Here is a 24,865-nt window from a genome sequence, read left to right as displayed (position 1 = left end):
CTCAGTCCTTGCTGCTCAGCGGCAGACCGGTCGGCGCCGGGATCTGCTCGACGGTCAGCCGCTGGCGGAACACCCAGTAGGTCCAGCCCTGGTAGACCAGCACCACCGGGGTGGCCAGCACCGCGGCCCAGCTCATCACCTTCAGCGTGTACGCGCTGGAGGCGGCGTTGTAGATGTTCAGGTCGTAGAGCGGGCTGATGGTCGAGGGCAGCACGGTCGGGTACATCGAGCCCACGATGAGCACGGTCGCCGAGGCCACGGTGACCGTGGTGCCGACGAAGGCCCAGCCGTCGCGGCCCGCCGCGTTCGCCGCACCGGTGAGCACCAGGCCGAGCACCGCCGTCACCAGCACCGCCCAGGTCCAGCCGGTGCCGTAGGCGAGCTGGGTCCACAGCCCGAACGCGCCGACGACCACCGCGGTCGGCACCAGCAGCAGCCGGACGATGCGCTGCGCGTCGTCACGGACCTCGCCGCCGGTCTTGAGGACCAGGAACACCGCGCCGTGCAGGGCGAACAGGATGCCGGTCGCCAGGCCACCGAGCAGGGCGTACGGGCTGAGCAGATCCCACACCGAGCCGACGATCTGCCGCTCCGCGTTCAGCGGCACGCCGCGCACCAGGTTCGCGAACACCCAGCCCCAGGCCAGCGCGGGAATCCAGGAGCCGATCCCGATGCCGATGTCGCACCAGGCCCGCCATTTCGGATCGTTGATCTTGGCGCGGTACTCGATCGCGCAGATCCGCAGGATCAGCGCCACCAGCAGGAGCAACAGCGCCAGGTAGAACCCGGAGAACATGCTCGCGTACCACTCGGGGAACGCCGCGAACATCGCGCCGCCCGCGGTGATCAGCCACACCTCGTTGGCGTCCCACACGGGTCCGATCGTGTTGAGCACGACCCGCTTCCGGGTATCGGAGCCCTTCCCGAGAATCGGCATCAGCATGCCGACGCCGAAGTCGAAGCCCTCCAGCACGAAGTAGCCGGTGAAGAGCACGCCGATCAGGACGAACCAGAATTGCTGCAGATCCATCACCGGCTCCTAGTAAGCGAAGGAAAGTTGCTCGACGGCAGGCTCTTCCGGTTTGCGATGCCTGCCGGTGTCCGGGCCGTCGGGCCCGTCGTCCGGGGTCGGCGGCGTCGGCGCGTCCGGCCCGGCGATCGTGTACCGGCGGATGAGGTAGAACCACACCACCGCCAGCACGCCGTAGAGCAGGGTGAACACGATCAGGGAGAACACCACCGTCGCCGGAGCGTGGTCGGAGACGGCCTGCTGCACCGTCATCCGAATGTTCGGGTCACCGGTCGGGTTGGGTACCACCGCCCATGGCTGACGGCCCATCTCGGTGAACACCCAGCCCGCGCTGTTGGCCAGGAAGGGCGTGGGGATCGCGATCAGGCAGAGCCAGGAGAACCAGCGCTGGTCGGGGACGCGGCCGCCGCGGGTCACCCAGAAGCCGACGAGCAGCAGCAGCACCGAACCGGCGGCCAGGCCGATCATCGCGCGGAAGGACCAGTAGGTGACGAACAGGTTCGGCCGGTAGTCGCCGGGACCGTACTTGACGGTGTAGGTCTGCTGCAGGTCGACGACGCCGTCGAGGGTGACGCCGGTGAACTGGCCCTCGGCCAGGTACGGCAGCACGTAGGGCACCTCGAGCACGTGGGTGACGCTGTCGCAGTTGTTGTGCGTGCCGACGGTCAGGATGGAGAAGTCGGGGTCGGTCTGGGTGTGGCACAGCGATTCCGCCGAGGCCATCTTCATCGGCTGCTGTTCGAACATCAGCTTGCCCTGGATGTCACCGGTGAAGATCACCGCGACGCCGGCCAGCGCGACCACCACCAGCGAGGCCCGCCCGACCGGGCGCCACATCGTGCGCGCCTCGTCGAGTTTCGCCGGGTCACCGCTGCGCGCGTTGCGCACCATCCACCAGCCGGCGATACCGGCGACGAAGGTGCCGGCGGTGAGGAACGCGCCAGCGACGACGTGCGGGAACGCGGCCAGCGTCGTGTTGTTGGTGAGCAGCGCCCAGATGCTCTCCAGCTCGGCGCGCCCGGTCTCGGGGTTGTAGTGCGCGCCGACCGGGTGCTGCATGAACGAGTTCGCGGCGACGATGAAGTAGGCCGAGGCGTTCACGCCGAAGGCGACGATCCAGATCGTGGCCAGGTGCACCAGTTTCGGGAGCCGGGTCCAGCCGAAGATCCACAGGCCGATGAACGTCGACTCCATGAAGAACGCGATGAGCGCTTCCAGCGCCAGTGGCGCGCCGAAGACGTCACCGATGAAGCGGGAGTACTCGCTCCAGTTCATCCCGAACTGGAATTCCTGGACGATGCCGGTCGCGACGCCGATGGCGAAGTTGATCAGGAACAGCTTGCCGAAGAACTTCGTGAGGCGGTACCAGTGTTCCTTGCCGGTGATCACCCAGGCGGTCTGCATCATGGCGATCAGCGGCGCGAGACCGATGGTCAGCGGTACGAAGATGAAGTGATAGACGGTGGTGATTCCGAATTGCCACCGGGAGACGTCCACAATGTCCATCCGACCCTCCAGCTTCTACTACGACAAGTCGTAGTAGATCGTACGCCCGGATTTACCCCCGTGGCGCGTGACAACCGCCACGACACGCCGAAAAGTTGCTGCACGATGGGATATACGCGGTCCGACCGGGCAATCCCGGCGCCGCAGGGGCACGCCCACCCGTGCCCCCCACACGACTCACCAGTCGCCGATGGTCCCCGGCCGCTCGATCCCCAGATCCACCATATCGATGATTTCCTGCGCGTTGTCCGGTGCCGACATGCGCACACCGTCGAGCTGGTTCACCCGCGCGGCCAGCGTGATGCTCGACAGCAGCCAGATGCTGTCGCAGTCGAACAGGTCGGCGGTGAACAGCGACTGGTACTTGCACTCCCAGCCCTGCTTCTCGGCGACCGCGAACAGCGAACGCTGGGTCACCCCGGGCAGCACACCGCTCTTCGCGGGCGGGGTGATGAGCTGCTTGTCACGCGCGATCACCACGGTCGAGCGCGGGCCCTCGAGCACGCGGTGCTCGGTGCTGTGGAAGATCACGTCCTCGGCGCCCATCCGCCGGGCGAAGCGCAGCGCGGCCATATTGGTCGCGTAGGACAGCGTCTTCGCGCCGAGCAGCTGCCACGGCGCGGCCTGCGCGAGGTCGACCGAGATGCCGCGGGCCAGCGACATCACCTTGACGCCTTCGGCGCGGGCGGTCGCGACGCGGGCCGGGACCGGGGAGACGAGCACATACGCGGTGGGCTTCGGGTCCGTGGAGGTCAGGCCGGTCGGCGCGTCGTATTCCGAGTCGCGGCCGCGGGTGTAGATCAGCCGCAGCAAGCCTTCTTCCTCGGAACCCCATTCCTTGACCGCGACCTCGACGGCGGCGCGCCACTTCGACAGTCCCGGCTCCGGCAGATCCAGCGCCTGCGCCGACCGCCGCAGCCTCGCCAGGTGGAATTCCAGCGCGGTCGCCGTGCCGCCGCGCACCAAAATAGTTTCGAAGACGCCATCGCCGCGCAGCGCGCCTATGTCGTCGGCATAAAGCGACGGCGCGTCCGCATCAGCGACCGCGCCGTCGAGTGTCACAAGAACCCGTTCTCCCATGTGACGAGCGTAGGCGTTATCGGTCCGTTATGCCTACGGCTGCTCGGAATCGGACGCCCGGCTGCGGCGCGTGTCGGTGGACGCGCCTACAGTGGTTGATGTGTCGGTGGTTGTCGCCCCCAGTCCTGTTCTCCACACTCCGGGTGCTGTCGCGGGCGCGCCGGGTTCCCCGGACGCTGCCGTCGCCTGGCATTACGGCGATCCGTTCGGTGAGCAGAAGGCCGCCGCGCAGCGGGTCGCGGTGGTCGATCGGTCCCATCGCGCCGTCGCCACGATCACCGGCGCCGAGCGTCTGAGCTGGCTGCACACCATCACCAGCCAGCACATCGCCGCGCTGCCCGACGGGCACAGCGCCGAGAATCTGGACCTCGATCTCAACGGCCGCGTGCAGCACCACTTCGTGCTCACCGATCTCGACGGCACCGTCTGGCTCGACACCGAGGCCGAGCGCGGTGCAGAACTGCTGTCGTTCCTGCAGAAGATGGTCTTCTGGGCCGACGCCAAGCCCGTGGCCGCGCCCGACTACGCCGTGCTGAGCCTGCTCGGCCCGCAGGTCGGCACGCTGCTCGGCGCGCTCGGCATCGACGCGCTGCCCGAGGTGTACGCCGCCGTGGCGCTGCCGGGCGGCGGCTTCCTGCGCCGGATGCCGTGGCCGGGTGAGGACGCCTTCGACCTCGTCGTCCCGCGCGCCGACCTCACCGCCTGGTGGAGCAAGCTCACTCAGGCCGGAGCCGCGCCGGCGGGCATGTGGGCCTTCGAGGCGCTGCGGGTGGCCGCGCTGCGGCCGCGAATCGGCGTCGACACCGACGAGCGCACCATCCCGCACGAGGCCCGCTGGATCGGCGGCGTCGACGAGCACGGCGCGGTGCACCTGAACAAGGGCTGCTACCGGGGGCAGGAGACGGTCGCCCGGGTGCACAACCTGGGCAAGCCACCGCGCAACCTGGTGCTGCTGCACCTGGACGGTTCCGCCGACGAGCGCCCGGCCACCGGCGACGACATCACCGCGGGCGGGCGCACCGTCGGCAGGCTCGGCACCGTCGTCGACCACTACGAACTCGGCCCGATCGCGCTGGCGCTGGTCAAGCGGTCGGTCCCCGCCGGCACCGAACTGGTGGTCGGCACCATGGCCGCCGCCATCGACCCCGACTCCGTCCCCGCCGACGACGTCGTGCAGGCGGGCCGGGCCGCCGTCGACCGGCTGCGCGGGCGATGAGCCGCCCGCTCCTGCGTGTCGGTGACACCGGCCGGGTCGAGGCCGTGTGCGTCGTGCACGCCGAGATCGAGGTCCGCGGCCGGGTCGGCCGCAGCGCGATCGACAAGCGGCCCGTCGACGGCCGGGTCGCGGTGAGCACGCTCGGCCTGGCCGGTGACCACGTCTGCGACACCGTCAACCACGGCGGCGTGCACCAGGCCGTCTACGCCTACGACGAGCACGACGCCCGCCGCTGGGGCGGCGAACTCGACCGCGACCTGCCCGCCGGCTGGTTCGGCGAAAACCTGCGGCTGAGCGGGCTGCCGATCAGCGACGCGGTGCTCGGCGCGCACCTCACCATCGGCGACACCCTGCTCGAGGTCAGCGCACCGCGGGTGCCCTGCTCGAGCTTCCAGCAGTGGACGGGCGAACGGCAGTGGGTGAAGCGCTTCACGCTGCGCTCCGACACCGGCGCCTACTTCCGGGTGCTGACCGAGGGCACGATCGGCGCGGGCGACGAGGCGCGGGTGGTGCACGTCCCCGCGCACGGCATCACCGTGCGCGACCTGTTCACCGGTGCCGATCCCGCCCTGCTCGAACGCCTGCGGACCGAGGAGCCGACCATCTCCGACGACGTCCGCAGACAGATCGACCGGCACACAAGAACCCGCGCCGACGTCGACCTGGAGGTGCGGTCATGAGCGTGGAACTGGTCGAGGTCGTTCGCTCGGGCTTCCGTGAGTGCGTGCACCGCGGGTCGGTGGTGGTGCTCGACGCCGACGGCACCCCGACGCTCGAACTCGGCGAGGTGCACGGCCCGATCTTCCCGCGTTCGACCAACAAGCCGATGCAGGCGCTGACCCTGCTGCGCAACGGTTTCGACCCCGTCGACGACGACGAACTGGCCGTGGCCACCGCCTCGCATTTCGGCGAGCCCGACCACATCGCCCTGGTCCGCAGGCTGCTCGACCGCTACGGCTTCAGCCCGACCGACCTCGCCTGCCCGCCCGACCTGCCCTTCGAGGAGCGGGCCCGCGCCGCCGCGCTCACCGGCTCGGGTCCGAGCCCGCTCTACATGAACTGCTCGGGCAAACACGCGGCGATGCTGGCCACCTGCGTGATCAACGACTGGCCGCGCACCGGGTATCTCGACGTCGAGCACCCGTTGCAGCAGGCCGTGCTCGCCACCGTCGCCGACGTCACCGGCGAACCGGAGACCGACCTGGGCATCGACGGCTGCGGCCTGCCGATCGTGCCCGTCTCGCTGATCAATCTCGCGCGCGCGTTCGCCGGCTTCACCACGGCCGAGCCCGGTACCGCGCCGCGCCGGATCGCCGATGCCGTTCGGGCGAATCCGCGAGTGATTTCGGGCACGAAGGGCCCGGACCTGCTGGCCATGGCGGCGACCCCCGGCCTGTTCTGCAAGATCGGCGCGGACGGCGTGCACGCGGGCGCGCTCCCCGACGGCCGGGCCTTCGCGTACAAGATCGACGACGGTCACGACCGGGCCAGGATGCCGCTGACGCTGGCGATTCTGCGCAGGCTCGGGGTCGACTGGACCGACCGGCACACCGACCTCGCGGCCACCGCGGTGCTCGGCGGCGACGCCAGAGTCGGCGTCATCCGGGCGATCCCGGGAGTGCTCTGAGACCAGGCGGTTCGGGCGAAGAAGGGGCAAACGGCGGCGGTTCGGTAGTTCTTCACCCACTCCTGGGAGCGCGACCGTCTAACACACGCTAAAGTGTCTGTCAGGAAGAGTATTAATTCGAACGGGGCCGCCAACAAACCCCAGGCCGCCCCGCAGTGACGCGAGGGGGTCAGCCATGGGCCGTGGCCGGGCTAAGGCAAAGCAGACCAAAGTCGCACGTGAGCTCAAGTACAGCTCCGCGCCGACCGACTTCGCGAGCCTTCAGCGCGAGCTGTCGGATAGCACTCCGCACTCTCAACCGAGAAGTGGCGGCGTGATTTCCGATGAGCACGACGCAGACGAGTCGGCATCCCGTTGGAACAACGAGGACGACGACTACGACAGCTGGCGCCGCTGACCGAACGCCGGTGAAGGGGGAGGCCAATGCGGCCTCCCCCTTCAGCCGTTGTCCGGTCCACGGCGCCAGGCTCGCAGGAGTACGGCGAACATCCGAATAGACGACGAGCGTCCTGTGCACACACAGGACGCTCGTCGTGTTCGCCGCCTCGAGGCCCCGACCGCCCCGAGCCGACGGGCACCTACCCCACTCGCTCGGGATAGCCGTTTCTACGGCGAACAAACAAACCGCTGCAAAGACGTGAGCCGGGCCGCAGCAGCGACCCGGCTCACGTGGTGGAGACAGTGCGTCAGAACCTGGGGTGATCGCCCAGCAGCACGGCGCGCGGGGCGTCGGCGTCGGCGGCCTTCTTGACCTGGCCCAGGGTCCAGCAGTCGATGTGGCGGGCGGTGAGCACCGCCAGCGCGCGGTCGGCGTCCTCGGGCGCGACGATGGCGACCATGCCGACGCCCATGTTGAACGTCTTCTCCATCTCGACGCGCTCGACGCGACCGCGCTGGGCGATCAGCTTGAACACCGGCGCCGGGTTCCAGGTGCCGCGGTCCAGCTCGGCGACCAGGCCGGCGGGCAGCACGCGCGCCAGGTTGGCGGCCAGGCCACCACCGGTGACGTGCGAGAAGGTACGCACATCGGTCTCGGCGATCAGCGCGAGGCAGTCCTTGGCGTAGATGCGGGTCGGCTCGAGCAGCTCCTCACCGAGGGTGCGGCCGAACTCCTCGACGTAGCCGGTCAGCGACATCCGGTCGATGTCGAGCAGGACCTTGCGGGCCAGGCTGTAGCCGTTGGAGTGCAGGCCCGAGGAGCCCATCGCGATGACGACATCGCCGGGGCGAACGCGGTCGGGGCCGAGCACCGAGTCGGCCTCCACGACGCCGACGCCGGTGGCGGACAGGTCGTAGTCGTCCGGGTCCATCAGGCCCGGGTGCTCCGCGGTCTCGCCGCCGAGCAGCGCGCAACCGGCCTTGATGCAGCCCTCGGCGATGCCGGAGACCAGCTCGGCGACCTTCTCCGGGACGACCTTGCCGATGGCGATGTAGTCCTGCAGGAACAGCGGCTCGGCGCCACAGACCACCAGGTCGTCGACGACCATGGCGACCAGGTCGAGGCCGACGGTGTCGTGCTTGTCCAGCGCCTGGGCGACGGCGATCTTCGTGCCGACACCGTCGGTGGACGCGGCCAGCAGCGGCTCGCGGTATCCGCCCTTGAGGGCGAACAGGCCGGCGAAGCCACCTAGCCCACCCTGCACCTCGGGCCGGCTGGCCTTCTTCGCCAATGGTCCGAACAATTCGACGGCGCGGTCACCCGCTTCGATGTCCACGCCTGCCGCGGCGTAGGAAGCGCCGGCACCGCTGGGGGTCTGTTCAGTCATTGTGGGGGAAAGCTCCAAACCGAATCGGCGGACAGATGCCTAGTAACTCTAAGTGATCCGCCGGTTCAGCCCGCTGGCGGCTCCTAACTCATTGTTCCAGCTCCGTGGCGAAAGTGGCGGCGATCTCAGCCCGGCGCCCGCGCTGTCGCACGGGGTCGGGGACGGGGACCGCGGCGACCAGGCGGCGGGTGTACTCGTGGCGCGGGTGGCGCAGGATCTGTTCGTTGTCGCCTTCCTCGACGCAGGATCCCTCGCGCAGCACCATGATCCGATCGGCGAGCTGGTCGACGACGGCGAGGTCGTGGCTGATGAACAGGCAGGCCCAGCCGCACTCGCGTTGCAGCTGCGCGAACAGCTCGAGCACCGCCGCCTGCACCGAGACGTCGAGCGCGCTGGTCGGCTCGTCGGCCACCAGCAGGTCGGGATCGAGCACCAGCGCCCTGGCCAGACTGGCCCGCTGCCGCTGCCCGCCGGACAACTCGTGCGGGTACCGCTGCTCGGTGCCCGCGGGTAGCTGGACGTCGTCGAGCAGCTTCCTGACCCTGGCCCGGACGGCGTCCCGGTCGCCGGTGCGGTGCACCACCATCGGCTCGGCCACGCACTCGCCGATGGTCAGGCGCGGATTGAGCGAGCCCGCCGGGTCCTGGAAGACGAACCCGAAGCGCCGCCGGATGGGCCGCAGCTTGCGCTGGGACAGCTCCGCGATGTCCTGCCCACGGATCAGCACCCGGCCCGAGGTGGGCCGCTGGAGTGCCGCGACGCACCGGCCGATGGTCGACTTGCCCGACCCCGACTCCCCCACCAGCCCCAGCGTCTCCCCCGGCCGGATCCGCAGGCTCACCCCGTCGACGGCCCGGAACGCGGGGCGCCCGAACGGCCCGGGGAACTGGACCACCAGATCGCGCACCGCGAGCACCGGCTCGGCGTCGGGGTCGATGGCGGGCCGCGCGCTGGTCGCCGCCCCCAGATGCGGGACGGCGGCCAGCAGCGCCCTGGTGTACTCCGCCTGCGGGCTCGCGAACAGCTCGTGCACCGGCGCCTGCTCGACGACCTCGCCCGCCCGCATCACCACCACCCGGTCGGCCAGGTCGGCCACCACGCCCATGTTGTGGGTGATCAGCACGATCGCGCTGCCCAGCCGGTCGCGCAGGTCGCGCAGCAGTTCCAGGATCTCGGCCTGCACGGTGACGTCGAGCGCGGTGGTCGGCTCGTCGGCGATGATCACCTTGGGCTCGCACGCGATGGCGATGGCGATCATCACCCGCTGCTTCTGCCCGCCGGAGAGCTGGTGCGGGTAGTAGTCGACCCGGTGCTCCGGATCGGGCAGCCCGACCGTGCGCAACAGTTCGATCGCCTTGGCCCTGGCGTCCTTGCGGCCCATCCCGCTGTGCGCGCGCAGGGCTTCGCAGATCTGGAAGCCCGCGGTGAACAGCGGGTCGAGCGCGCGGGCCGGTTCCTGGAAGACCATCGAGACCTCGCCACCGCGCAAGGCGGTCAGCTGTTTCTCGGTCATCGAGGTCACCGCGCGGTCGCCCAGGGTGACCAGCCCGCGCACCTGCGCGGTGTGCGGCAGCAGCCCGATCGCGGTGCGCGAGCTCACCGACTTGCCCGACCCGGACTCGCCGACGATGGCGAGCACCTCGCCGGGGAACACCTCGTAGGACACCTCCCGCACGGCCGCGACCGGCCCGCTGTCGGTGGCGAAGGTCACCGACAGCCCCGACACCGACAGCGCGGGGGTGCGGATCGCCGTCTCAGTCATCGGTCGTCTCCTTCTCGTCCACCGTGGTGACCGCCCGCCGGGTGCGCAGCAGCGGGTTCAGCGTCTCGTCGATGCTCTCCCCGACCAGCGTCATCCCGAGGACGACGAGCACGATCGCGGTGCCGGGGAAGATCGAGGTCCACCAGATCCCGTTGGACACGTCGTTGAGCGCCTTGTTCAGGTCGTAACCCCACTCGGCCGCCTGGGTCGGCTCGATGCCGAAGCCGAGGAAACCGAGCGCGGCCAGCGTCAGGATGGCGTCGGCGGCGTTGATGGTGATGATCACCGGCAGCGAGCCGGTGACGTTGGACAGGATGTGCCGGAACATGATCCGTGCCGTCGAGGCGCCGGTGACCCGCGCCGCGTCCACGTACGGCTCGGTCTTCACCGCCACCGTCGCGTTGCGCACGACCCGGAAGTACTGCGGCACATAGACGACCGTGATCGCGATGGCCGCCGACAGCATGCCGCCGAGACTGCTCGACGTGCCGCCCGCGACGACGATCGACACCACGATGGCCAGCAGCAGCGACGGGAACGCGTAGATGGCGTCCATGACCAGCACCAGCACCCGGTCGACCCAGCGCCCGACGAAGCCGGACAGCAACCCGAGCGGCACGCCGACCAGCAGCGAGAGCACCACCGCGATCACGATCACCAGCAGCGCGGTGCGCGCGCCGAACAGCACCCGGCTGAACACGTCCTCGCTGCGCACCGAGGTGCCGAACCAGTGCTCGGCCGACGGCCCCTGCTGCGGCACGAAAGCGACACCGTCGGCACTGTTCTGGGCCAGCCCGTAGGGCGCGAGCAGCGGCGCGAACACCGCGACGAACACGAATCCCGCGACCAGCACCAGGCCCGTGACGAGCGTGATCCGTTGCAGCCCAGCGGTCATCGAGAGCAGTCCGGCGCCCGGTATCCGGCGCCGCTTCACCGTTGCGGTGCTCATCAGAACCTCACCCTCGGGTCGATCAGCGCGACGATGGCGTCGACGACGAAGCTCATCACCGCGACCACCAGCGCGATGAACGCGACGATGCCCTGCACCGCGATGAAGTCCCGCGCCCGCAGATACTCGGCGAGCTGATAGCCCAGGCCCTTCCATTCGAAGGTGGTCTCGGTGAGCACCGCGCCGCCGAGCATCATCGCGATGCACATGCCCATCACCGTGATGATCGGGATGAGCGCGTTGCGCACCGCGTGCCTGCCGGTGACCACACGCTGGGACAGTCCGCGCGCCTTGGCCGCCTCCACGTAGTCGCTGCGCAGCGTCTGGATCAGGTTCACCCGCACCAGCCGCAGGAAGATGCCGCCGGTGAGCAGGCCCAGGGCCACGGCGGGCAGGACCGCGTGCTCGAGCACGTCGAGCACATAGGACGGTTCGCCGTACAGGATCGAGTCGATGATCAGGATGTTCGTCTTCGGCGAGACGTGTTGCAGCGCGAGTTCCACATCGGTACTCGCCCGCCCGCCGACCGGGAACCAGCCCAGCCACACCGAGAAGATCAGCTTGAGCAGCATGCCGACGAAGAACACCGGCGCCGCGTACGCCAGCACCGCCGAGAACCGCAGCACCGCGTCCGAGGTCGAATCCCGGTGTGTCGCGGCATATCTGCCCAGCGGCACGCCCACGGCGAAGGCCACCAGCAGACCCCAGAACACCAGCTCGAACGTGGCGGCGCCGTAGGTGATCACCACCTCGCCGATGGCCTGGTTGTCCTGCGTCCGTCCGAAGTCACCGTGCAGGAAACCGGTGAGGTACTCCCAATACTGGGTCAGGATCGGACGATTGAGGCCGGCCGCCTCCTTGCGCTGCTCGATCTGGTCCTGGGTCAGCCGGCCACCCATGGCCGCGCTGATCGGGTCGCCGATCACCCGCATCAGGAAGAACACCACCGTCACCAGCAACCACGCGGTCGGCAGAATCAGCAGCAGCCGGATCAGCAGGTACCGCAGCAGCGCCACCTGGCGGGAACCCCCGCCGCGCGTCCACCCGAAACGCCGCGCCCGGATCAGCAATCCGGGCGCGGCGGGTACGTCACTCACTTGCTCAGTACCGTGAACCGGAACTTGAAGGAGCCGTCGAGGGTCTGATCGACACCCGAGACCCCGGGCTTGGACACCGCGACCTGCTTACCCGACAGCAGCGGGAGCGTGGGCAGGAAGTTCTGCGCCAGGTCGGTCTGGATCTTGCGCAGCAGCTCGACCCGCTTGGCCGGATCGGATTCGGTGGTCTCGGCGGTCAGCTGGGCGTTGATGCCGGGGTTCTCGAAGTGCGACTGCAGGAAGTTGTTCGGGCCGAAGAACGGCGAGAGGTAGTTGTCGGCGTCCGGGAAGTCCGGGAACCAGCCGAACTGGTACATCGGGTAGCCGTCGGAGGCCCGTTCCTTCTGGTAGGTCACCCATTCGGTGGACTGCAGGTTCACCTTGAACAGGCCCGACGCCTCGAGCTGCGACTTCACCGCGGCGTACTCCTCGGACGAGCTGGAGCCGTAGTGGTCCGGGTTGTACTGCAGGTTCAGCGTCACCGGGGTGGCCACGCCGGCGTCGGCCAGGAACTTCGCCGCCGCCGTCTTGTCCGGCTTGGCGCCGTAGAGCTGCTTGAGCGGCTCGGCCGCGCCCGTCATGCCCTGCGGCACATAGCCGTACGCGGGCTGATAGGTGTTCTTGTACACCGCCGAGGCCAGCGCCTCACGGTCCACCGAGGAGGCGAACGCCTTGCGCACGGCCAGCTTCTGCTCGGGGGTGTTGCCCGGCATGGTGTTCATGTTGAACACGATGTAGCGCAGCTCGCCGCCGGGTCCGTCGGTGACCTTCACCTTCGAATCGGCGCGCAGGGAATCGATGTCGGTGGGCGTGAACGAGCGGTAGCCGACGTCGATGGCGCCGTTCTGCAGGTCCAGCTTGAGGTTGTCGGAGGTGGCGTAGTACTTGGTCGAGACCGTGGAGTTCTTCGGCGTGCCGAGGATGCCCTGGTAGTCCGGGTTGGCCCGGTACTCGACCAGCTTGTTCTTGTCGTAGCTGGTGATCGTGTACGGACCGGAGTAGCCCTTGCCCGCGACGACCTCGTCGTCGGTGGCGACCTTGTCGGCCGGGAACACCTTCTCGTCGACGATCGGGCCCGCCTGGGTCGGCAGGATCGTCGGGAAGGTCTGGTCGTTGGCGACCTTGAGCGTGAACGCGACGGTGAGATCGTCGACCACATCGGTCTTGTCGAGATTACCGAGCAGCGAGGCGGGACCGTGCGGATCGTTGATCTTCAGCATCCGGTCGAAGGAGAACTTGACGCTCTTGGCGGTCAACGGATTTCCGCTGGCGAATTTCAGCCCGGATTTGATCTTGCAGGTGTACACGGTGGGCGTGCTGAACTCGCACTTCTCCGCCGCATCGGGTTTGGGCGTGGTGTCGCCGGGCGCGAAATTCAGCAGATACGAATAGATCTGGTTCTCCACCAGCAGCGAGCCGTTGTCGTAGGCGGCCGCCGGGTCGAGCGAGAAGATCTTGTCCGTCGTGCCGACGACCAGCCCCGCCCCGGACCCCGCCTCATCGGTGCGCCCCGAACCGCAACCCGCCAGCGCGGCCGCGACCACCGCCGCGACACCTACTGCGGCAACTTGTTTCGCGCGATTCTTGCGAGCGCTCAATGCACTGTTCAACATCAGGTCCCATTCTCGAACGCCACGTCGCCGCCGCGCCCGGATCACGGGAGCGGCGACCACACGGTGAGCCAGCGATATATCGGGGGACCGTACAGGCGAACCATTACCGCCCAGTTTCAAATCGGGCGAAAAATTGCGGGGATGTTATGAACTAATCTTACGTAATTATCGGTTACCGGAAATATTCACGTACACAGCGCAAAAGGGGCCGATCAGGTTTATCCTGACCGGCCCCTCCTGGAAAGCGTTGCGGCGCTACGGCCTGCTCAGCGCGTCGACATTCACGTTCTCGCCCAGCAGCTTCGACTCCGGCTGACCCGAGAGCATGCCCTCGAGGACGTTCTTGCCGATGGCCGCTTCCTGCGGCAGCGGGATCGGGTAGTCGCCGGTGAAGCAGGCGGTGCACAGCCGGGTGGCCGGCTGCTCCGTGGCGGCGATCATGCCCTCGGTGGAGATGTAGCCGAGGCTGTCGGCGCCGATCGAACGGCGCACGTTCTCCACCATGTCGACGTAGCTGTCGTCGGCGCCCGTGCCGTTGGCGATCAGCTCCGCGCGCGAGGCGAAGTCGATGCCGTAGAAGCAGGGCCACTTCACCGGCGGCGAGGCGATGCGGACGTGGATCTCCAGCGCCCCCGCCTCCCGCAGCATGCGGATCAGCGCGCGCTGGGTGTTGCCGCGCACGATCGAGTCGTCGACGACGATGAGCCGCTTGCCGCGGATCACCTCGCGCAGCGGGTTCAGCTTGAGCCGGATACCCAGCTGACGGATGGTCTGGCTCGGCTGGATGAAGGTGCGGCCCACGTAGGCGTTCTTCATCAGGCCCTGGCCGTAGGGGATGCCGGAACCCTGGGCGTAGCCGACCGCGGCGGGCGTGCCCGACTCGGGCACCGGGATCACCAGATCGGCCTCGATCGGGTGCTCCTTGGCCAGCTTGCGGCCGATCTCCACGCGGGTGGAGTGCACCGAGCGCCCGGCGATGGTGGTGTCGGGGCGGGCCAGGTACACGTACTCGAAGACGCAGCCCTTGGGCTCGGGGTTGGCGAAGCGCATGGAGCGCACGCCGTCGGAGTCGATGGCCAGCAGCTCGCCCGGCTCGATCTCGCGGACGAACGCGGCGCCGACGATGTCGAGCGCGGCGGTCTCGGAGGCGACCACCCAGCCGCGGTCGAGCCTGCCCAGCACCAGCGGGCGCACGCCGTGCGGGTCACGCGCGGCGTAGAGGGTGTGCTCGTCCATGAAGGTCAGGCAGAACGCGCCGCGCAGCTGCGGCAGCAGCTCCATCGCGGCCTGCTCGATGGACGAGTCGGCCGCGGCGTGCGCCAGCAGCGCGGTGACGATGTCGGAATCGGAGGTCGCGCCGGTCATCTGCGGGCGGCCGTCGATGACGCCCGCCCCGATCAGGCCGAGTTCGCGAGCGCGACCGGCCAGTTCGGCGGTGTTGACCAGGTTGCCGTTGTGCCCCAGCGCCAGGCCGGAGCCGACGGCGGTGGTGCGGAAGATCGGCTGCGCGTTCTCCCAGGTGACGCCACCGGTGGTGGAGTAGCGACAGTGACCGACGGCGATATGGCCCGGCATCGCGCCGAGGGTCTGCTCGTCGAAGACCTGGGAGACCAGGCCGAGATCCTTGAAGACCAGGATCTGGGAGCCGTCGGAGACGGCGATACCGGCCGCCTCCTGCCCGCGATGCTGCAGGGCGTACAGGCCGTAGTAGGTGAGCTTGGCGACGTCCTCATCGGGAGCCCAGACGCCGAAGACGCCGCACTCCTCACGGGGCTCGTTCTCGGGCTCTAGGGGGTCATTCACCGTTTGCTCCCTGTTCGGGCGGGCTGGGGGCACCCGTCATTCTACGGGTGATTCGCACCGCGACGTACACCGCGGCGCAAACCTCGCGCAATCGACCGCGGGCGATCACACGGATTCCGGGAGGCACAGCTGCTACCGTGCCGATCGTGACCACCGATGGCAGTGCGCACGAACCCGCTGATTCCCCTACGGTCAACGCCGATTCGGAACCGAGGGATTCCGGGACACCACCCCGGACCGATGCGACGTCGGCCACAGTCCGGATCTCTCCCCGGCAGTGGGTCAGGATCATCGTGGCGCCGACCACTGTTCTCGCGGTCGTGCTGTCCCTGCTCGGCATCATGTATCTGGCCTACATCGTCGATCCGGAGGGCAACCTGCACGATTTCCCGGTCGTCCTGGTCAACCAGGATGTCGGTGACACCATCGACGTCGGCGGGAGGACCGAGCAGGTCAACTTCGGCAAGCAGGTGGCCGACGGCTTGGTCGCCGGTGTTCCCGCCGATCAGGTCGACCTGCGCGTGGTCGGGATCAGCGAGTCCGAACGGCTGATGCGCACCGCCCAGATCTACGGCGCCATCATCATCCCCAGCGACTTCAGCAAACGGCTGGGAATTCTCGGGGTCGGCAGCGTGGTCGGCGGCGAGATCGAGCGCCCGATCATCACCGTGCAGACCAACCCCGGGATGGGCCCGTACTCCGCGGGCATCGTGACCCGCATCGGCGCGCAGGCGATGGCCGAGGTGAACGAACAGGTCGGGCAGCAGCTGACCACGCGGGTCCGCGACACCATCGCCGCGACGCCCGCGGGCGCACCGGCACCCGAGATCTCCGGCGCCGCGCAGCTGACCCTGGCCCAGCCGATCCAGGTGGTCGAGCAGGACTGGCGACCGCTGCGCGCGGGCTCGGGACTCGGCCTGACCGCCTTCTTCTACGCGCTGCTGATCCTGATGGCGGGCGTGGTCGGCGCGATGGTCATCCACACGATGGTCGATGCCCAGCTCGGTTTCCAGCCCACCGAGTACGGCCCCTGGTACGTGCACTATCCGCCGACGCCGATCTCCCGGTTCCACACCCTGCTGATCAAGTGGGGCGTGATGGTCGTCGTCGCCGTCGTGGTCTCGCTGCTCTACCTGGCGGTGGCGAAGGTCCTCGGTGTGGCCGGTGACCAGCCGACGCAGCTGCTGCTGTTCTCGATACTCGCGCTGATCGCGGTCGGGATGACCTGCATGGCGTCGCTGGCCGCCTTCGGCACCGCGGGCCTGCTGATCAACCTGGCCGTGTTCGTGATCCTCGGCCTGCCCTCGTCGAGCGGCACCGTCCCGATCCAGGCGGTCCCGACCTACATCGCCTGGCTGGCCGAGTTCGAGCCGATGCATCAGGTGTACCTGGGCATGCGCTCGATCCTGTACTTCGAATCCGACTACACCGCGGGACTCGGCCGGGGGATCTGGATGTCGCTGCTCGGGCTGTTCCTGGCGCTGGTCGGCGGGGTGGCGATCACCAAGTACTACGACTTCAAGGGACTGCACCGGGAGAACATGGTCGGCAAGAAGGAAACCGCCGCCTGACCCCGTCCGCCCTCAGACGTGTCGCATCCAGATGTTGGGTTCGTGGTACACGCCCTGATCGGCGGAACGGTCGACGCGCAACACGCTCAATCCGCCCCGGATCACGTAGTCACCGGATTCCGGCAGCGGCAGGCGGGTCCAGCGTTCCCATTCGGACACCGTGCCGGTCATCGTCTGCGAGGCGGGGGCAGCGGTGAGGATCTTCGCGCCCAACCGCTCATGGGTGCGGACCCACGGGTCGAACGCCGTTCCGTCGTCGCGACGCCACGTCATGAAGCTCTCGATCGGCGTGAGCGGATAGAAGGCCTTCGTCGTCGGACGGACCGGCACGATCACCCGGCTGAGCCCGGCCGCCTCGGCGGCCCGGCGCAGGGCCATCAGCGCCTGGCCCGCGTATCCGCGCCCCCGCAGCGACGGAACGACGACAGCGCCGCAGATCACCAGGGTGTCCGGCGGCTCGCGCCGCTCGCGGCCCTCGACGGCCTGGACGAGAGCCTGGGTGTACCCGGTGGGGAGCGTGGCTGTCCGCCCGTCCCATCGGATCGGCACCCCGGAGCCCGACGCGACGGGCACGTCCTGCTCATCCAGCAGCATCAGGCTGAGTTCGGGGAAGAATTCCAGCACTCTGCTCATGTACTGGTCCACCACACGGTCGGCCCTGATGAACTTGGGGAACTTCTCGCTGTTGAGTTCCTCGGCGTGCTCGCCCGCCCACTCCCGGGCATCGGTCCGCACGACGCGCAACATCGTTCGCTCGTTCGACGTCATCCGGCTCCTCCCGCGCAAGGGGACCGCCTGTTGTCGCCCAGCTTCCGGTGGCACCGCTGAGCAGAGCGGGCAGGCCCAGGATTCGAACCCTGGCACTCCTACAGCCATTGTGTGGGTTCCTCGCGACTCCGGGCAAGTGGTCGAGGAACGCCGGAACAGCGCAGGTCAGTGCCAGTAACCGCGGGCGAGATGGCGTGCGCGGGACGACGAGCTGCGCGACCGGCGGCTCACTCCGCCAGCGGGACGATCGGCAGCCAACCGGCGATCTCGCCCGCGCGCAGCCCCGAGACCGACAGCGCGCCGGATGCCACCGCGTCGTCGAACTCGAGCAAGCCTGTGGCCAGCAGCAACCAGGTTCGCGGGTCGGTCTCCACCACGTTCGGCGGGGTTCCCCTGGTGTGCCGTGGACCCTCGATGCACTGCACGGCGACGAACGGTGGCACCCGGACCTCCACCGAGTGCCCCGGCGCGTCCGCCGCCAGTGCCCTGGCCGTGCCGCGCACCGCCGCGGCCACCTGGGACCGCTCCGGCGCCGCCGCAGCCGCCGACCGCAGCCAGTCCGCCACCGCGAGCACCGCCGCCCGCACCTGCGCGGGCTCCACCGTCTTCCGTCCAGCCATCCCGGGAACGCTACCGAAGGGGTGCGACGGGTCAGCCGCGTCCGGCGCGGAGGGCATCGATGCGCAGGTCGAGGTACTCGACCATCATCGCGCGGGCGTCGACGCCGCCGAGCAGGGCGAGGCGCTTGGTGTGGGCGAGCAGGAGCAGGCCGGACAGGTGGGCCAGGACGTCGGCGGTGATGACGCGGGCGCGCTCCTCGGTCGCGCCGAGTTCCACCGCCGCCGAGACGATCGGACCGAGGCCGCTCAGCATGGCCACGTTGAGGCCGGCGTCCAGTTCGGCGCCGAGGCCGTGCGGGCGGATGCCGCCGCGGAAGAGATAGAAGCCCAGGTCCAGGTCGCGGGGGTTGCCGTCGTAGAAGTCGAAGAAGGCCAGGCCCGCGGCGCGGAACCGGGCGGCGGGGTTGTCGAGGGCGGTCACCGCCGCCACCTCGGCCGAGAGCCGGGCCAGCGATTCGCCGAGCAGGGCGGCGTAGATGTGTTCCTTGCTCGGGAAGTAGGCGTAGAGCGCGCCGGGGGTGTAGCCGGCGGCGGTGGCGATGGCCCGGATATTGGCCGCGTCGACGCCGTCTTCCTCGAAGATCGTCCTCGCCGCGCGCAGGATGATCGCGCGCTTGGCCTCGGCGATCTCGTCGCGACGCCCCGCCCGGCTCGATTCGGCCACTGGTCCCCACTTCCCTTCGATCGGGGCCTCACGCTACATTCTGAACAACGTTCAGCACAGTGAACCACGTTCAGGAGGTGTCATGCCGCGCTCCACCGAGCCGACCGAACCGACGACCCTGCGGTTGCGCAGCTCCGACGAGCTGACCCTGGTGGCCGACAGCTTCGGCACCCCGGGCGGCCCGCTGGTCGTGATGCTGCACGGCGGCGGCCAGAACCGGCACTCGTGGAAGCGCACCGGCCGCGCCCTGGCCGCGGCGGGCATGCACGTCGTCGCGGTGGACGCCCGCGGCCACGGTGACAGCGACTGGTCGCCCACCCGCGACTACACCCGCGACGCCATGGTCGGCGACCTGCTCACCGTGCTCGACCAGCTCGGCGCCACCCCAGGCAACGGCGCGGTCGTCGTCGGCGCCAGCATGGGCGGCATCACCGGCCTGCTCGCCACCGCCACGCCCGGCGGCGCCGCCATTCGCGCGCTGGTGCTGGTCGACATCGTGCCGCGCTCGGAATCCGCGGGCGTGGAACGCGTCATGGACTTCCTCGGCAGGCACCGCGACGGCTTCGACACCCTCGACCAGGTCGCCGACGCGGTCGCCGCCTATCTCCCGCACCGCCCGCGCCCCGACAACGCCGACGGCCTGCTGCGCAACCTGCGTCAGCGCGAGGGCCGCTGGTACTGGCACTGGGACCCGGACCTGCTCACCGGCCTCGAGGACAACCCGCAGGCCCGCATCGACGACATGGAAGCCGCCGCCGAGGCCCTCACCATCCCGGTCCTGCTGGTCCGCGGCGGCAAGTCCGACGTGGTCAGCGACGAGGGCGCCGCCGCCTTCCTCGCCCTGGCCCCGCACGCCCGCCTGGCCGAGATCACCGCCGCCGCCCACACCGCCGCCGGCGACGACAACGACGCCTTCACCGACGCCGTAGCAGGCTTCGTCGCCACGGCCTGACCAGCACGCGACGACGAATTCCTGACCGGGAAACGACGGCGGTCAGGCCCCGCGACCCGACCTGAGTTCGATTCGTTGGGCCACCAGGGGAAGCACCGCTCCCCCCGCGTTGATCGCCAGATGCAGCAGGGCGGGGGCGGTCGCGCTGCCGGTGTGCCTGCGCAGGGCGCTGAAAACCAGACCGGCGAGGGTGGTGAGCGCGACGGTTCCTGGCACCGATTCGCCGGTGGCCTGGGCGGGACGGATGTGGCACAGCCCGAAATCCAGCGCCCCCGCCAGGGCCGCGACGCGTGGTTCGGTGGTTTCGTCGAGCAGTGGGTCGAGGGTGCCGCGGAACATCGCTTCCTCGGCCAGCACGGTGCCGACGGGGATATGCAGGGCGATCCATTCGAGCGTGGAGGTCTCGGGCACTCGCTCCGCCACCTCGAGCGGCAGCCTTCGCAGCGCCGGAACCGCCAGGGCCACACCGTAACCGGCGAATACCAGCGCGGCACCGCCCAGGCCCCAGCGAAAACCCTTGGCCGACGACCAGTTCGGCCTCCCCCCGAACACCATCGCGTAGCTCGCCGCGAAGCCGAGGTTCGCCACGGTGCGGCCACGCAGCCGAAGGCGCGACGCGGGCAGCAGCCAATTGCTCCACAGCGGTGGCAGACTCAGCGCGAAACCCACCCGCACCCGCTCGCGCAGACCGAGTGCGCGTACTCCACTGCGCCTCACGACCGCCCCTCGCACCCGCGATCCGCACCCGCCGCGGCCCACCGGCGGCACCGCCCACCGCTGGACGCGCGGTACGTGAGCGCCGACGCAGCCCGGCTCACTTGACGGCCCGCTCGTACTCGTCCGCGGATTCCAGTGCGGCCCGGATACTCTCGACGACCTCCGGACTCACCCCCGGCGGCGCCCCGACGGCCAGCCACCCGTCCAGCACCAGACTCCCGTACCGGTGCCCGTGCCCGTCCGAAACCCCTTGGGCATTGGTGAGATCCGCGGTCACCTGCCAGAACGTCACGAACGGCGCCCACCGCATCTGGGTGGACACATCCGGTCCGCGCGGCTCACTGAGCCAGTCCGGCTGGGTGAGGATCAGATCGGCCGACCACCACACGATCGGGTCGGACGGGTGCTGGAGATACGCGATGCGGGGTTCGCGCCAGGTCGCGGCGGGACCGAGATCGACCGCGTCATCGGCGAATCGGACGACGAGCCCGTCCGCGTACATCGGCGCCACCGCGGGCGAACCGGGGTCGCGCCGATCGACGAACTGCCGCCACAGCCGATTCGAATTCGGCGGCCCCACCCACAGCGCGCCGTCGACCTTCTCGCGCAGGTCACCGAGCCCGCCGAACGCCTCCTCCGAGCCCTGCGACCCCAGACTCTCCCCGTAGACGAACAGCTTCGGCCGATGCTCCGGCGGCTGCGCCAGCCACCGCTCATACACCGCGTCGAACAGCTCCCGGCCCGCCGCGGCCGCCTTCTCCCGGTCCGACAGGAACGACAGCACGCTGGGCAGATACGAGTACTGCGTGGCGACGATGGCCGTATCGCCCCCGTACAGGTACTCCACCGCACCCGCCGCTGTCGCGTTGACCCACCCGGTCCCGGTGGTGGTGACCACCACCATGGCCTCGCGCTCGAACGCGCCGGTCCGCTCGAGTTCGGCGACGGCCAGCTGCGCGGCGGTCTGCTCGCCGGTCACCGATTCCAGCCCGACGTAGGCCCGAATCGGTTCGCGCGCGGTCTTTCCCGTCACCTCGGTGATGTCGTCGGCGCTCGGCCCGTTGGCGACGAACCAGCGGCCCTCGAACCCGAGGGTCTGCCACGGCGCGAGTGATTCCGGGCTGCCCGAGCGCTCCGGTTTCGCCGGCTGGAGCGCGTAGTCGGAGGTGTGGTCGTTGCGCACGCTGAACGCGGAGTTGGCGACCGCGAAGAACGCCCGCGAGGCGACACCGTTGAACACCGTCACCGCGAAGACGACCAGCACCAGCGCGCCCGCGGCGGGCGCGAGCTCGCGCGGCACCCGCACCCAGCGGTTGAGCTGGCGCGCCAGCACCAGCACCAGGATCCGCAGCGTCCGGTAGACGGCGACGACGGCGACCCCGACGGCCACGCTGAGCAGCCCGGTCCGCAGGTAGGCGGGCGTGGTCGTCCCCGTCATCCCCATCAGCGAGGTGATCTCGCGCTGCCAGCGCGCCGACTGCACCAGCATCACCGCCGCGACCAGCGCGCAGACGACCAGCACGGTCGCCTTGATCGCGTAGCGCAGCCGGTCCGACGGGCTCGGGATCGGGATCCGCGCGCGCACCCAGCGCCGGAAGAGCCACTCGAGCACACAGCCGAGCCCGTACCCGATCGCCGCGTTGATCCCGCTGATCAGGCCCTGGAACAGCCAGTCGCGCGGGACCAGCGACGGCGTCACCGACAGCGCGAAGAACAGCGTCGCCAGGACCAGGCCGGGGTAGTTGAGGTCGACGACGTCCTCGACCCGGCGCAGCAGCCGGGCGCCGCGCGCACGCAGCGTCACGAGGGTCGAGCCTGTCGCGGACACCAGACCAGTATGGCTGGCCGATTTCGCCCGGCGGGGCGTTGTGGATGGTGGGTCGGTCACTCCCGGCCGGGTCCGGCAACTACCCATCGCACTCGAGTAGTTTCACGCGCCCGCGCGAATCCCCCGGTCAGCACACTGATGGACATGAGCACACCCAATGCCAAGCCGAAGAACACCTCGGCGTACATGGTCCAGGCCGCGATCGCGTTCGGCGTCAGCCTGATCGGCACCGGCGCCGGGATCGCCTACCTGCCGCTGGACGCCTGGCAGCGCGGCTTCCTCGCGATGTCGGGGCTGTTCCTCGTCACCAGTTGCTTCACCCTCGCCAAGGTCGTGCGCGACCAGCAGGAGGCCCAGTCCCTGATCGGCCGGATCGACGAGGCGCGGCTGGAACAGCTGATCGCCGAGCACAATCCGTTCCGATCGGCGTCGTAGCCGGGTCCGGGCAGCCCCGATCGAGGGGTTCGGCGCTGCCCGGCCCGGTTACTTCAGCTGATGCTCGGTGGCGGCCGACTCCACCAGATACGCCTTGATCCGCTCCGCCAGTTCCGGTGTGTAGTCCGGTGGTTCGGCCACCGCGGCCCACGCGTCGGGCACCACGTTGCCGTAGTTGTGGCCGTGCCCGTTGGACACCGTCTGCGCGCGGGGCAGATCCGCCGCGACCTGCCAGAACGTGACGATCGGATACCACGACATCGCCGGGGACACATCCGGTCCGCGCTTCTCGCGCAGCCAGTCCGGCTCGGAGAACAGCAGATCCGGTGACCACCACACCACGGGGTCGGACGCGTGCTGCAGGTAGACGATGCGCGGGTCGGTCCAGTTGTCCGAGGGCCTGCCCAGCTGATCGGCGCTCGCGGCGAAGCGCACCGAGAGCCCGTCCGCGAAGATCGGAGTGATCTCCTCGGTGCCGGGATCACGCCTGCGCACGAATTCCGACCACAGCCGGTTCGAGTTGGGCGGACCCACCCAGAGCACGCCGTCGGTGCGATTGCGGATGTCGGCCAGGCCGGAGAACGCGCCCTCGGAGCCCTGTGAACCGAGGCTCTCGCCGTAGACCAGCAGCTTGGGCCTGGCGTCCGCGGGCAGCGCCGACCAGCGTTCGTACACCTTGTCGAACAGCAGCCGCCCCATGGTCATCGACTTGTCGCGGTCGGACAGGAACGACAGGGCGCTGGGCAGATACGAGTACTGCGTCGCCACCAGGGCGCTGTCCCCGTTGTACATCAGCTCGATCGACTCGGCGCTGGTCGAGTCGACCCAGCCGGTGCCGGTCGTGCTGATCACCACCAGCACTTCCCGTTCGAAGGCCTTCGTCCGGTCGAGTTCGGCGACGGCCAGATCGGTCTGCGCTTCGAAGCCGTCGGCCGATTCCAGCCCCGCGTACACCCGGATCGGTTCGCGCGCGGGCTTTCCGGTGACCTCCCCGATGGCCAGCGCGGTCGGCGCGTTGGACACGAACCACCGGCCCTCCGAGCCGAGGGTGTCCCACTTCGCCAACGACTCGGGGCTGCCGGAACGTTCGGGCAGCGTCGGCTGGATCGCGTGCGGGGAGGTGTGGCTGTTGCGGGCGCTGAACGCCGAATTCGCCACGGTGAAGAAGCCTTTCGCGAGCACGCCGTTGAACAGCAGCACGGCGGCGATGATCACGATGACCACACCGAGCGGCCGCGCGAACGAGGCCGGGATCCGGACCCACTGGTTCAGGCCGCGCGCCACGAACCGCACCAGCCGGACCACGCCGCGCGAAAGCCAGATCAGCAGGCCGACGACCACCGCGCCGACCAGCACGGTGCGCGGGTAGCCGGAGTCGGAGATCGGTTCCATCGCCATCAGGTCGGTGATCTGGTGCTGCCAGTGCGCGGACTGGATACTCAGCGCGATCGAGACGATCAGGCAGGCCAGCACGATCACGGACTTCACCGCGATCGACGTCCAGCTCGGGCGCTTCGCCCAGAGCTCGGCGACCCGGGCGGGCAGGGTGATCCTGGGCCGCACCCACTTGCCCCAGGCCCAGGCCAGGGCCGAGCCGATGCCGTAGCCGATGGTCGCGTTGATGCCGCTGACCAGGCCCTGGAAGAACCAGTCGCGCGGCAGCAGCGACGGTGTCAGCGACCAGCAGAAGAAGATCGTGGCCACGACGAGGCCGGTGTAGTTCGGGTGGAAGAACCGCTCGACCAGATGGATTCCGCGCAGGACCAGATTGTCCGGCGCGGCCGTCTTGTCGGGCGCGACGGGAGTCTCGGGCGCGGCCGGAGTGGGAGTCGAGCTCGTGTCCTCTGTGGTCAAGCTCGAC

22 protein-coding genes are annotated in these 24,865 nt (G+C 69.4%); 7 read left to right on the top strand and 15 right to left on the bottom strand.

All coding sequences use genetic code 11. The features are described from left to right. Position 1: 1 nt before the first annotated feature. The 3 genes from cydB to AB0L91_RS15050 form a co-directional block, all read right to left on the bottom strand. Positions 2–1,030 carry a cytochrome d ubiquinol oxidase subunit II gene (gene cydB, locus AB0L91_RS15060; protein ID WP_365010256.1) on the bottom strand — a complete coding sequence of 343 codons (1,029 nt, stop codon included), beginning with the start codon at positions 1,028–1,030 and terminating at the stop codon, positions 2–4. 9 nt (positions 1,031–1,039) lie between these two features. Continuing rightward, positions 1,040–2,536 (bottom strand): cytochrome ubiquinol oxidase subunit I, encoded by a 1,497-nt coding sequence (locus AB0L91_RS15055; RefSeq protein ID WP_357346318.1) that lies wholly within the window; start codon positions 2,534–2,536, stop codon positions 1,040–1,042. Positions 2,537–2,713: 177 nt separating this feature from the next. Continuing rightward, positions 2,714–3,616: an aminodeoxychorismate lyase gene (locus AB0L91_RS15050; protein ID WP_355270981.1), complete on the bottom strand. Its 903-nt coding sequence runs from the start codon at positions 3,614–3,616 to the stop codon at positions 2,714–2,716. Positions 3,617–3,707: 91 nt separating this feature from the next. Between AB0L91_RS15050 and AB0L91_RS15045 the strand changes: the two genes are divergently transcribed. The 4 genes from AB0L91_RS15045 to AB0L91_RS15030 all read left to right on the top strand — a co-directional run bounded on the left by AB0L91_RS15045 (position 3,708) and on the right by AB0L91_RS15030 (position 6,856). Continuing rightward, entirely contained in the window at positions 3,708–4,832 is a 1,125-nt protein-coding gene (locus tag AB0L91_RS15045; RefSeq protein ID WP_365010252.1) for a folate-binding protein, read from the top strand. Next, positions 4,829–5,512 carry an MOSC domain-containing protein gene (locus AB0L91_RS15040; protein WP_365010249.1) on the top strand — a complete coding sequence of 228 codons (684 nt, stop codon included), beginning with the start codon at positions 4,829–4,831 and terminating at the stop codon, positions 5,510–5,512. The genes AB0L91_RS15045 and AB0L91_RS15040 overlap by 4 nt, the downstream gene beginning before the upstream one ends. After that, positions 5,509–6,459 (top strand): asparaginase, encoded by a 951-nt coding sequence (locus tag AB0L91_RS15035; protein ID WP_355270975.1) that lies wholly within the window; start codon positions 5,509–5,511, stop codon positions 6,457–6,459. Before AB0L91_RS15040 ends, AB0L91_RS15035 begins: the two co-directional genes overlap by 4 nt. Positions 6,460–6,634: 175 nt before the next feature. Further along, the gene (locus AB0L91_RS15030; RefSeq protein ID WP_355270973.1) at positions 6,635–6,856 is read left to right on the top strand and encodes a DUF3073 domain-containing protein; all 222 of its coding nucleotides are present in this window, start codon (positions 6,635–6,637) and stop codon (positions 6,854–6,856) included. A gap of 289 nt (positions 6,857–7,145) precedes the next feature. On the opposite strand, the gene purM is transcribed toward AB0L91_RS15030, so the two are convergent. The 6 genes from purM to purF all read right to left on the bottom strand — a co-directional run bounded on the left by purM (position 7,146) and on the right by purF (position 15,449). After that, positions 7,146–8,225: a phosphoribosylformylglycinamidine cyclo-ligase gene (gene purM / locus AB0L91_RS15025; RefSeq protein ID WP_355270972.1), complete on the bottom strand. Its 1,080-nt coding sequence runs from the start codon at positions 8,223–8,225 to the stop codon at positions 7,146–7,148. Positions 8,226–8,313: 88 nt separating this feature from the next. Next, positions 8,314–9,987, bottom strand: coding sequence for an ABC transporter ATP-binding protein (locus AB0L91_RS15020; RefSeq protein WP_357346315.1), 1,674 nt, complete (start codon positions 9,985–9,987; stop codon positions 8,314–8,316). Next, positions 9,980–10,936 (bottom strand): ABC transporter permease, encoded by a 957-nt coding sequence (locus tag AB0L91_RS15015; protein ID WP_357346314.1) that lies wholly within the window; start codon positions 10,934–10,936, stop codon positions 9,980–9,982. The genes AB0L91_RS15020 and AB0L91_RS15015 overlap by 8 nt, the downstream gene beginning before the upstream one ends. Next, entirely contained in the window at positions 10,936–11,952 is a 1,017-nt protein-coding gene (locus AB0L91_RS15010) for an ABC transporter permease (protein ID WP_355271719.1), read from the bottom strand. Before AB0L91_RS15010 ends, AB0L91_RS15015 begins: the two co-directional genes overlap by 1 nt. Positions 11,953–12,029: 77 nt before the next feature. After that, positions 12,030–13,646 (bottom strand): ABC transporter substrate-binding protein, encoded by a 1,617-nt coding sequence (locus AB0L91_RS15005; protein ID WP_365010247.1) that lies wholly within the window; start codon positions 13,644–13,646, stop codon positions 12,030–12,032. A gap of 255 nt (positions 13,647–13,901) precedes the next feature. Beyond that, positions 13,902–15,449 carry an amidophosphoribosyltransferase gene (purF, locus tag AB0L91_RS15000; RefSeq protein WP_357346312.1) on the bottom strand — a complete coding sequence of 516 codons (1,548 nt, stop codon included), beginning with the start codon at positions 15,447–15,449 and terminating at the stop codon, positions 13,902–13,904. A gap of 293 nt (positions 15,450–15,742) precedes the next feature. On the opposite strand from purF, the gene AB0L91_RS14995 reads away from it, so the two are divergent. Then, on the top strand, positions 15,743–17,020 hold the full coding sequence (locus AB0L91_RS14995) for a DUF3533 domain-containing protein (protein WP_365010243.1): 1,278 nt from the start codon (positions 15,743–15,745) through the stop codon (positions 17,018–17,020). Between the two features lie 12 nt (positions 17,021–17,032). Here the strand turns inward: AB0L91_RS14995 and AB0L91_RS14990 are convergent, their stop codons facing one another. The 3 genes from AB0L91_RS14990 to AB0L91_RS14980 all read right to left on the bottom strand — a co-directional run bounded on the left by AB0L91_RS14990 (position 17,033) and on the right by AB0L91_RS14980 (position 19,072). Then, positions 17,033–17,788, bottom strand: a complete 756-nt coding sequence (locus tag AB0L91_RS14990; protein WP_365010241.1) for a GNAT family N-acetyltransferase — start codon at positions 17,786–17,788, stop codon at positions 17,033–17,035. A gap of 227 nt (positions 17,789–18,015) precedes the next feature. After that, positions 18,016–18,408, bottom strand: a complete 393-nt coding sequence (locus tag AB0L91_RS14985) for a sterol carrier family protein (protein ID WP_357346309.1) — start codon at positions 18,406–18,408, stop codon at positions 18,016–18,018. 31 nt (positions 18,409–18,439) lie between these two features. Further along, positions 18,440–19,072, bottom strand: coding sequence for a helix-turn-helix domain-containing protein (locus AB0L91_RS14980; protein ID WP_365010237.1), 633 nt, complete (start codon positions 19,070–19,072; stop codon positions 18,440–18,442). Between the two features lie 82 nt (positions 19,073–19,154). On the opposite strand from AB0L91_RS14980, the gene AB0L91_RS14975 reads away from it, so the two are divergent. Further along, the gene (locus AB0L91_RS14975; protein ID WP_365010235.1) at positions 19,155–20,024 is read left to right on the top strand and encodes an alpha/beta hydrolase; all 870 of its coding nucleotides are present in this window, start codon (positions 19,155–19,157) and stop codon (positions 20,022–20,024) included. A gap of 42 nt (positions 20,025–20,066) precedes the next feature. On the opposite strand, the gene AB0L91_RS14970 is transcribed toward AB0L91_RS14975, so the two are convergent. Continuing rightward, positions 20,067–20,741 (bottom strand): type II CAAX endopeptidase family protein, encoded by a 675-nt coding sequence (locus tag AB0L91_RS14970; RefSeq protein ID WP_365010233.1) that lies wholly within the window; start codon positions 20,739–20,741, stop codon positions 20,067–20,069. Between the two features lie 97 nt (positions 20,742–20,838). After that, positions 20,839–22,569 carry an alpha/beta hydrolase gene (locus tag AB0L91_RS14965; protein ID WP_365010230.1) on the bottom strand — a complete coding sequence of 577 codons (1,731 nt, stop codon included), beginning with the start codon at positions 22,567–22,569 and terminating at the stop codon, positions 20,839–20,841. A 144-nt stretch (positions 22,570–22,713) separates the two neighbouring features. On the opposite strand from AB0L91_RS14965, the gene AB0L91_RS14960 reads away from it, so the two are divergent. After that, positions 22,714–23,004, top strand: a complete 291-nt coding sequence (locus AB0L91_RS14960; RefSeq protein WP_365010226.1) for a YiaA/YiaB family inner membrane protein — start codon at positions 22,714–22,716, stop codon at positions 23,002–23,004. Between the two features lie 48 nt (positions 23,005–23,052). Here AB0L91_RS14960 and AB0L91_RS14955 read toward each other — a convergent pair whose 3' ends face one another. After that, on the bottom strand, positions 23,053–24,858 hold the full coding sequence (locus AB0L91_RS14955; protein ID WP_365010224.1) for an alpha/beta-hydrolase family protein: 1,806 nt from the start codon (positions 24,856–24,858) through the stop codon (positions 23,053–23,055). Positions 24,859–24,865 lie beyond the last annotated feature (7 nt).

Origin of the sequence: Nocardia sp. NPDC051833 (assembly GCF_040681225.1) — a bacterium.
Lineage (GTDB): Bacteria > Actinomycetota > Actinomycetes > Mycobacteriales > Mycobacteriaceae > Nocardia.
The sequence above is the reverse complement of the archived record's forward strand: the minus strand, read 5'-3'. Positions and strand labels throughout refer to the sequence as shown.

What these genes read in the sequence shown, in the direction of transcription:
- cydB (WP_365010256.1), bottom strand. Translation starts at nt 1,030, where the DNA reads ATGGATCTGCAGCAATTCTGGTTCGTCCTGATCGGCGTGCTCTTCACC.
- AB0L91_RS15030 (WP_355270973.1), top strand. Translation starts at nt 6,635, where the DNA reads ATGGGCCGTGGCCGGGCTAAGGCAAAGCAGACCAAAGTCGCACGTGAG.
- AB0L91_RS15020 (WP_357346315.1), bottom strand. Translation starts at nt 9,987, where the DNA reads ATGACTGAGACGGCGATCCGCACCCCCGCGCTGTCGGTGTCGGGGCTG.
- AB0L91_RS15055 (WP_357346318.1), bottom strand. Translation starts at nt 2,536, where the DNA reads ATGGACATTGTGGACGTCTCCCGGTGGCAATTCGGAATCACCACCGTC.
- AB0L91_RS15005 (WP_365010247.1), bottom strand. Translation starts at nt 13,646, where the DNA reads ATGTTGAACAGTGCATTGAGCGCTCGCAAGAATCGCGCGAAACAAGTT.
- AB0L91_RS14975 (WP_365010235.1), top strand. Translation starts at nt 19,155, where the DNA reads ATGCCGCGCTCCACCGAGCCGACCGAACCGACGACCCTGCGGTTGCGC.
- AB0L91_RS15050 (WP_355270981.1), bottom strand. Translation starts at nt 3,616, where the DNA reads ATGGGAGAACGGGTTCTTGTGACACTCGACGGCGCGGTCGCTGATGCG.
- AB0L91_RS14985 (WP_357346309.1), bottom strand. Translation starts at nt 18,408, where the DNA reads ATGGCTGGACGGAAGACGGTGGAGCCCGCGCAGGTGCGGGCGGCGGTG.
- AB0L91_RS15035 (WP_355270975.1), top strand. Translation starts at nt 5,509, where the DNA reads ATGAGCGTGGAACTGGTCGAGGTCGTTCGCTCGGGCTTCCGTGAGTGC.
- AB0L91_RS14960 (WP_365010226.1), top strand. Translation starts at nt 22,714, where the DNA reads ATGAGCACACCCAATGCCAAGCCGAAGAACACCTCGGCGTACATGGTC.
- AB0L91_RS15015 (WP_357346314.1), bottom strand. Translation starts at nt 10,936, where the DNA reads ATGAGCACCGCAACGGTGAAGCGGCGCCGGATACCGGGCGCCGGACTG.
- AB0L91_RS15040 (WP_365010249.1), top strand. Translation starts at nt 4,829, where the DNA reads ATGAGCCGCCCGCTCCTGCGTGTCGGTGACACCGGCCGGGTCGAGGCC.
- AB0L91_RS14990 (WP_365010241.1), bottom strand. Translation starts at nt 17,788, where the DNA reads ATGACGTCGAACGAGCGAACGATGTTGCGCGTCGTGCGGACCGATGCC.
- purM (WP_355270972.1), bottom strand. Translation starts at nt 8,225, where the DNA reads ATGACTGAACAGACCCCCAGCGGTGCCGGCGCTTCCTACGCCGCGGCA.